Below are 5,504 nucleotides of genomic sequence, written 5' to 3'. Positions count from 1 at the left end.
CGCTGGGCTTGCAACCAATAATCCATTGAAGAAAAAAAACTGAAACCCTAAAAAATGAAAAAAAACATACATATATTTTTACAATCGGTTTGTTTAATTGCAAACATTGCTTTGATATTCCCGCAAAAATCATCTGCCACCATCAACACCCCCCAAATCATAAAAAGTGCCGTATCCAAAGATTGCATCAGTTGGCGGGTCAGTGGGATGTGTTACTGGTTGAAGTGCACCCCATTCGGCTGTGTGACCCTAACCTCAATGAAGGTGACTCACTTTCTTCCTCAAGCAGTAGTTTCGACCTATGTCGGGCCGGGCGGTAATCCGTGGCAGGAGATGGCATTTGTCAGCCAGACTGCAGGCGGACTTGAAAGCTCAATCGTCGGTTCATTAACCGGTGTCACAGCCGGCGGCGGAAATGCTGCTGAAGCAAAAGTTCAGGGCAAACGACGTTCCAGCCTAAAATTCAAATATGCCGACGCCATTGGCCACCCGTCGACTTCGATAATAGGCGGGAGTGTCGCAGGCTACTCATGCTCTAGCTCGGCAAAGCCGCTGGTCCCCTACTTCTTAAGCACGTTAGATTCTTTTGCCTGGCGTACCGGCTTGCCTGAGTCGCTCTATCCCGAGGCCTTAATGCCCGGGCTTCGAGAATTAGGAACACAGATTTCAGCAAATATGTGGGGAAACATTTACCCCCGTTCGGGCTTTGTCACCCAGACAGATGACGATAAAGCCTCAGCCGTTATTGCGCAACGTGTCGCAGATATCATCACTCGAACCGGGCAACCCCACGTCTATCAATCTATAAAAGACTTACCCCGACCTGGCTATTGGCCACCTGACTCAGTCACCGAAAATACCGGCAAACAAAATCATAAATGGCAGCGGCTCTCTCCGAAACTAAGCAATTCCTGCGCCGCGTTCCCCGATGGAAATCATCCGGCGGCCGTCAATGGCAATCAGGCCTACGCCCTTTGGCAACCGTACAGTTGCTGCGAAAGAATGGGTCAGACTTTACTACGAAGTGTTGACTACAAGGCCCCTCAATAATGAACCATAAAGTCTTCATCAAATACTGCATTAGGGGCCTACTAGCAATGGCCTTTATCTCTACAAACTCTCGTGCCGAGCTCAGCCTTCCTCAAATAAACGACAGCGCGATGGGCTATGGAAAAGACGTTACGGGTGCGGTCTCGGATAAGCTTTATTACACGCTCGGCGGTGGCTCAGTGATTTCCCAGCCAGGAACACGCAGCAATATGCGCACAATCGGTGTCGATCTTGGCTGGAACAGCGACATGATGTGCGGCAACTTCGACTTAAAAACCACGGTAGGTAATCAGCTCAATGGGATAACCGACGGATTTAAGGATCTCATGGGCGAAGTAATTCAGGGTGCAACAGGGGCGGTGGCCAGTTTGCCTGCAATGCTAATCCAGCGAGCCAACCCAGGGCTTTACGATGCACTGACCAATGGACTCTTACAGGCGAACGTCGGTTTCGATAAGGCGCAGCTCAGTTGCCAAAATATGGCCAAAAAGTTGGCAAATTTTACCGACTCAAGTTCATGGAGCCAGTCGGCGGCGATTGAGGAATATAAGCAGTTGGTCAATAGCGGTGATGCTGATGCAATTCGCATAGATAATGCGGGTCAGAAGGTTTCTGGTAAATCAGGTAATAACTGGGTAGGTGGTCAGCAGCGCGGCGGCAAAGGACAAGCGGCGATCCGTCCAACACACGACATGGCAGCTGCGGGCTACAACATGATGAACGGCCTTCCCGTTCTGAGCTCTTCCCCCGTCCCCGCCAGCAGCTGCGACGGGTCTGCGTGCAACAAATTTAGCAGTTCTCTTGATGCGGGTAGGACAATCGTTCAGGTACTCGGCGATCGCTCAATGCGAACCTGTACTAACTCTTCAGAATGTACCAGCGGAGGCGACGACCAACAGCCAGGGACAACCGTCGCGGGTACCGGCTTTGTACCAATGTTTGAGAAAGCTGTAAAAACAAACATCGAAGAATTGGTAAAACTGGTCAATGGCACGGTTAAACCCAATGCCGAGAATCTAGGGAAACTCAAAACAGGCAGTCTCACCGTGACTGCCGGCGTAATTAAATCTCTACAGCGCGACCCAGACAATGCGGCACTCACTGCACGCCTTGCGAGCGAATTAGCTCTCGCGGAAACGGTCGAAATTGCCCTGCTCATGCGTCAATTGTTGATCACGGGTATGTCTGAGCCGAACGTGGCCGCTCAACCTATGGCTCTTGATGAAGGTGACCGTCGTATATCTGCGTTAGACCGCGAGATCAATGCAATCCGAACCGGCATGAAATTAAAGCGTGAGCTGTCGAGGAATTCGATCCTAACCATCATCGAACGTGAAAATGGGCGCGTAAATGCCAATCCACAGACTCAAAGTGAGGACAGCACAGATTTACATTTTAATCAGCTCGGCCTCCCATCGTCAGAGAACGGCAAGGATAACCACTGATGAGTCTCAAGAGACCGAAGTTTCAAGGGACAATTACTGCCCTTCTATCTCTATCCATCATTCTGCTCATTATGCTGGCCATTGCTCACCTAGGTATACAGTATCCTGCAGAATTAACCTCATTGAAAAAGTGGATAGGAATAAACCGCAGCGGATTTCTACTTTGGAGAGCAACACTGTATCTCACATTGATATGGGGACTTTGGAAGGTCTGGCATTCACCGAATTTTAAAGCCAAGCCTGTTCTGTTAAGAATGTCGGCGACGAGCCTGCTGTTTATTGTGATTTGTGAATATGTACTATTGGCAAATACACGGCTTCTCGCATGACCACTAACAGCTATCTGGAATACTTCCTGACCCTGCTGGGATGGGTAATAAATAATGGCATATGGGACATCCTATTAAGCACTGGCTTATTTGTTACCCCATTGGCTTTCAGAATTATTGGTATCTGGATAAAGGTCCGTGAAGAGGGAGAGGACGAGGGTAACAAAGGCTTGCTCTCACTCCCGCGCATTGAGAATGCGCTCTATGGCGCATTCTTTGTAATGATTGCCTGCTGCGTGCCGTTGATAAGCGTTAATCTCGAAACACTTAAATACGATGCTTCCAGGGCGGAGATCTGCGGTACTTGGACGCCCAAGCCACCCGAAGAGAGCGGCTACTCATTCATTGTCTCCAGCTTAAATAATCAAACAGCAGCTGCTCCCGTTTGGTGGATACTGATCCACAAACTATCAAAAGGGATAACTCAGGCGGCGGTCGCTACCATTCCCTGCCGCCCGGATCTGCGCCAACTCCGTTTCGAGGTTCAACATACGCGCATTGGCAATAAAGCACTTGCCGCCGAGCTTCAGGACTTCGCCAACGACTGCTACGCATTAGCGCTTTATTCCTGGAAACGTGACGATCAAGGTCAAACAACGGATAAGAGCCTGTTGCGGGATATTGAGTGGCCGGGCAGCACGACGTTTTTGAACAACTATTACTCGGGGCTTCAGTCAAAGACGCCCCGCAACGCATTTCGTTGGAACATTTCGCGCGACAGTGGCCGGCCCAATACCGGCAATGGAGGTTATCCAACGTGTCAGGAGTGGTGGAACACAGATGATACGGGGCTTAAGGCGCGGATCAAATCACAGGCCGATCTTGGCATGTGGTTACGGATGTCAGCAGCACTCAAAATGATGGGCAAGGATACGGCCGAGTATCAGGAAGCGATATTGCGCCGGCTTGTAAGCCCAGTCAGCCTGACTGTGGCACAAGGTGGGCACGCCTACGCGGGTTACGGCGGGAATGCAGATTTTACACTGGATAACACAGTGACGCGCCTGGCGGCCGTAGGAGGAAATGCCCTCGGTAGTCTTATTGCCTTTCCAGCTTTCGATGCGCTACGTCAGGCACTACCGATGGTTCAGGGCATTTTGCTCATGGCACTCTATGTAATGTTGCCATTGATTGTGATGTTTGCATCCTATGAGTATAAAACAGTGATCACCGTAACTTTCATCATGTTTGCCCTTAACTTTCTCACCTTCTGGTGGGAACTTGCACGATGGCTAGACAGTTGGCTGCTTGAGGCACTCTACAGCTCTGATACTCACAGTCGTTTCAACGTAGCAGGATTCCAAAATACCTCAGATGACCTAATCATGAGCCTGGTGCTCGGTGCTATGTTTGTAGTCCTTCCGGCATTCTGGATGGGCGCCCTTTCATGGGCAGGGATTTCTACTGGCGGCGTGATTGAAAAGGCGATGGCGTCAGGGAGTAAAAAGGCTGAAGAAACCGGCGGCAAGGCCGTGGAATCAGGGATTAAGGCGGCGCGGCTGTAAAGATTTCAAGGGAATAATCAATACTAGTGGTCGTCATCAACGCTGTAAGGCTCTGGGTCGTAAAGCTTGCCGGTTGGCTCTGTGGCAGATTGCTCTGGCTCTCTTGTGAATACCTTGGTTATCCACTTATCCCACAACAAAGTAACCAGAAGAAGAATTGCGCCCCAAAGGCAAATTATTTGCTTTTTGAATACTGTAAATTGAATATTTTTCACTTTACCATCCCATGTAAAATACGACCCTTGCATCCCATTAAACTGTCTATACTGCTTAGGCTACACCTCATAGTATATAAAACAAGTCAGTTATTTTTTCATTAAATCTGGGAGTTAATAGATGTCAGAGTCAATAAAACAGATTGAACCCTTTTCAAACGGCTTCACGCCAGAAGACGACATATTCAACCGTAAACCTTTTTATGATCAAGTGATGAGAGTGATTAAACATGCACCTGAAGAGCAACTGGTGCTTGCATTGGATGATAACTGGGGAAATGGAAAGACAACGTTTGTTGAGATGATGAAGTCTCAAATTGAAAAGGACGAGAGCGAACACTTTAATGTCGTATATTTTAACTCTTTTGAAAGCGACTATTCTACAGATCCGTTTATAGCACTAACAGCTGAGATATATGCACTTATCAAAAGAGATGAAAATACGTTAAAAAGCTTTGGTAGAAAGTTTTTAGATGTTTCCACGAAAGTGGGTGCAGCTTTGCTTTCCAGTGGTGTAAAAGTTGTTATTAATGCAGCTACAGCAGGTTTAGCAGATGGTGGAAATATTGCTAAAATAGGGAAAGAAGTGATCGACAAAGCCACTGAAAGCACTGAGGCTTATATTGAAAATAAAATTACATCTTTGGGTGAAGAAAAGAAAGATATTGAGTATTTCAAAACCACCTTAGAAGAGATTCACACTGAATCAAAAAAGAAAACAATTTTTATCATTGATGAACTAGACCGAGCAAGACCAGACTACTCATTAGACTTACTTGAAAAAGTAAAACATTTATTTTCTGTAAGAGGTGTTATTTTTTATTTAGTAATGAATCGAAGCCAGTTTGAGAAAAGTATTGAACAGCGTTATGGTCAGATCGACTCAAGGACTTATCTCAATAAATTTGTAAATTAATGGACAAACATCCCCAAAATCAAAGCTGATCCTTACAAAGAAAA

The 5,504-nt window shown here is 47.2% G+C and carries 4 protein-coding genes; all 4 read left to right on the top strand.

Features of this window, described 5'->3' with window-relative positions:
- Positions 1–54 precede the first annotated feature (54 nt).
- The 4 genes from BS639_RS24380 (at position 55) to BS639_RS24355 (ending at position 5,460) form a co-directional block, all read left to right on the top strand.
- A complete protein-coding gene (locus BS639_RS24380; RefSeq protein ID WP_084984628.1) occupies positions 55–1,050 on the top strand; it encodes a TIGR03756 family integrating conjugative element protein in 996 nt (331 codons plus the stop codon).
- Positions 1,051–1,097: 47 nt separating this feature from the next.
- Positions 1,098–2,495, top strand: a complete 1,398-nt coding sequence (locus tag BS639_RS24375; protein ID WP_233427758.1) for an integrating conjugative element protein — start codon at positions 1,098–1,100, stop codon at positions 2,493–2,495.
- A 325-nt stretch (positions 2,496–2,820) separates the two neighbouring features.
- Entirely contained in the window at positions 2,821–4,329 is a 1,509-nt protein-coding gene (locus tag BS639_RS24365) for a conjugal transfer protein TraG N-terminal domain-containing protein (RefSeq protein WP_084984625.1), read from the top strand.
- A gap of 336 nt (positions 4,330–4,665) precedes the next feature.
- Entirely contained in the window at positions 4,666–5,460 is a 795-nt protein-coding gene (locus BS639_RS24355; protein ID WP_084984623.1) for a KAP family P-loop NTPase fold protein, read from the top strand.
- Positions 5,461–5,504: the final 44 nt, after the last annotated feature.

The sequence above is a fragment of the Rouxiella silvae genome (assembly GCF_002093625.1).
In the GTDB taxonomy this organism is placed as follows: Bacteria; Pseudomonadota; Gammaproteobacteria; order Enterobacterales; family Enterobacteriaceae; genus Rouxiella; species Rouxiella silvae.
This window is presented reverse-complemented; position numbering and strand designations above follow the sequence as displayed.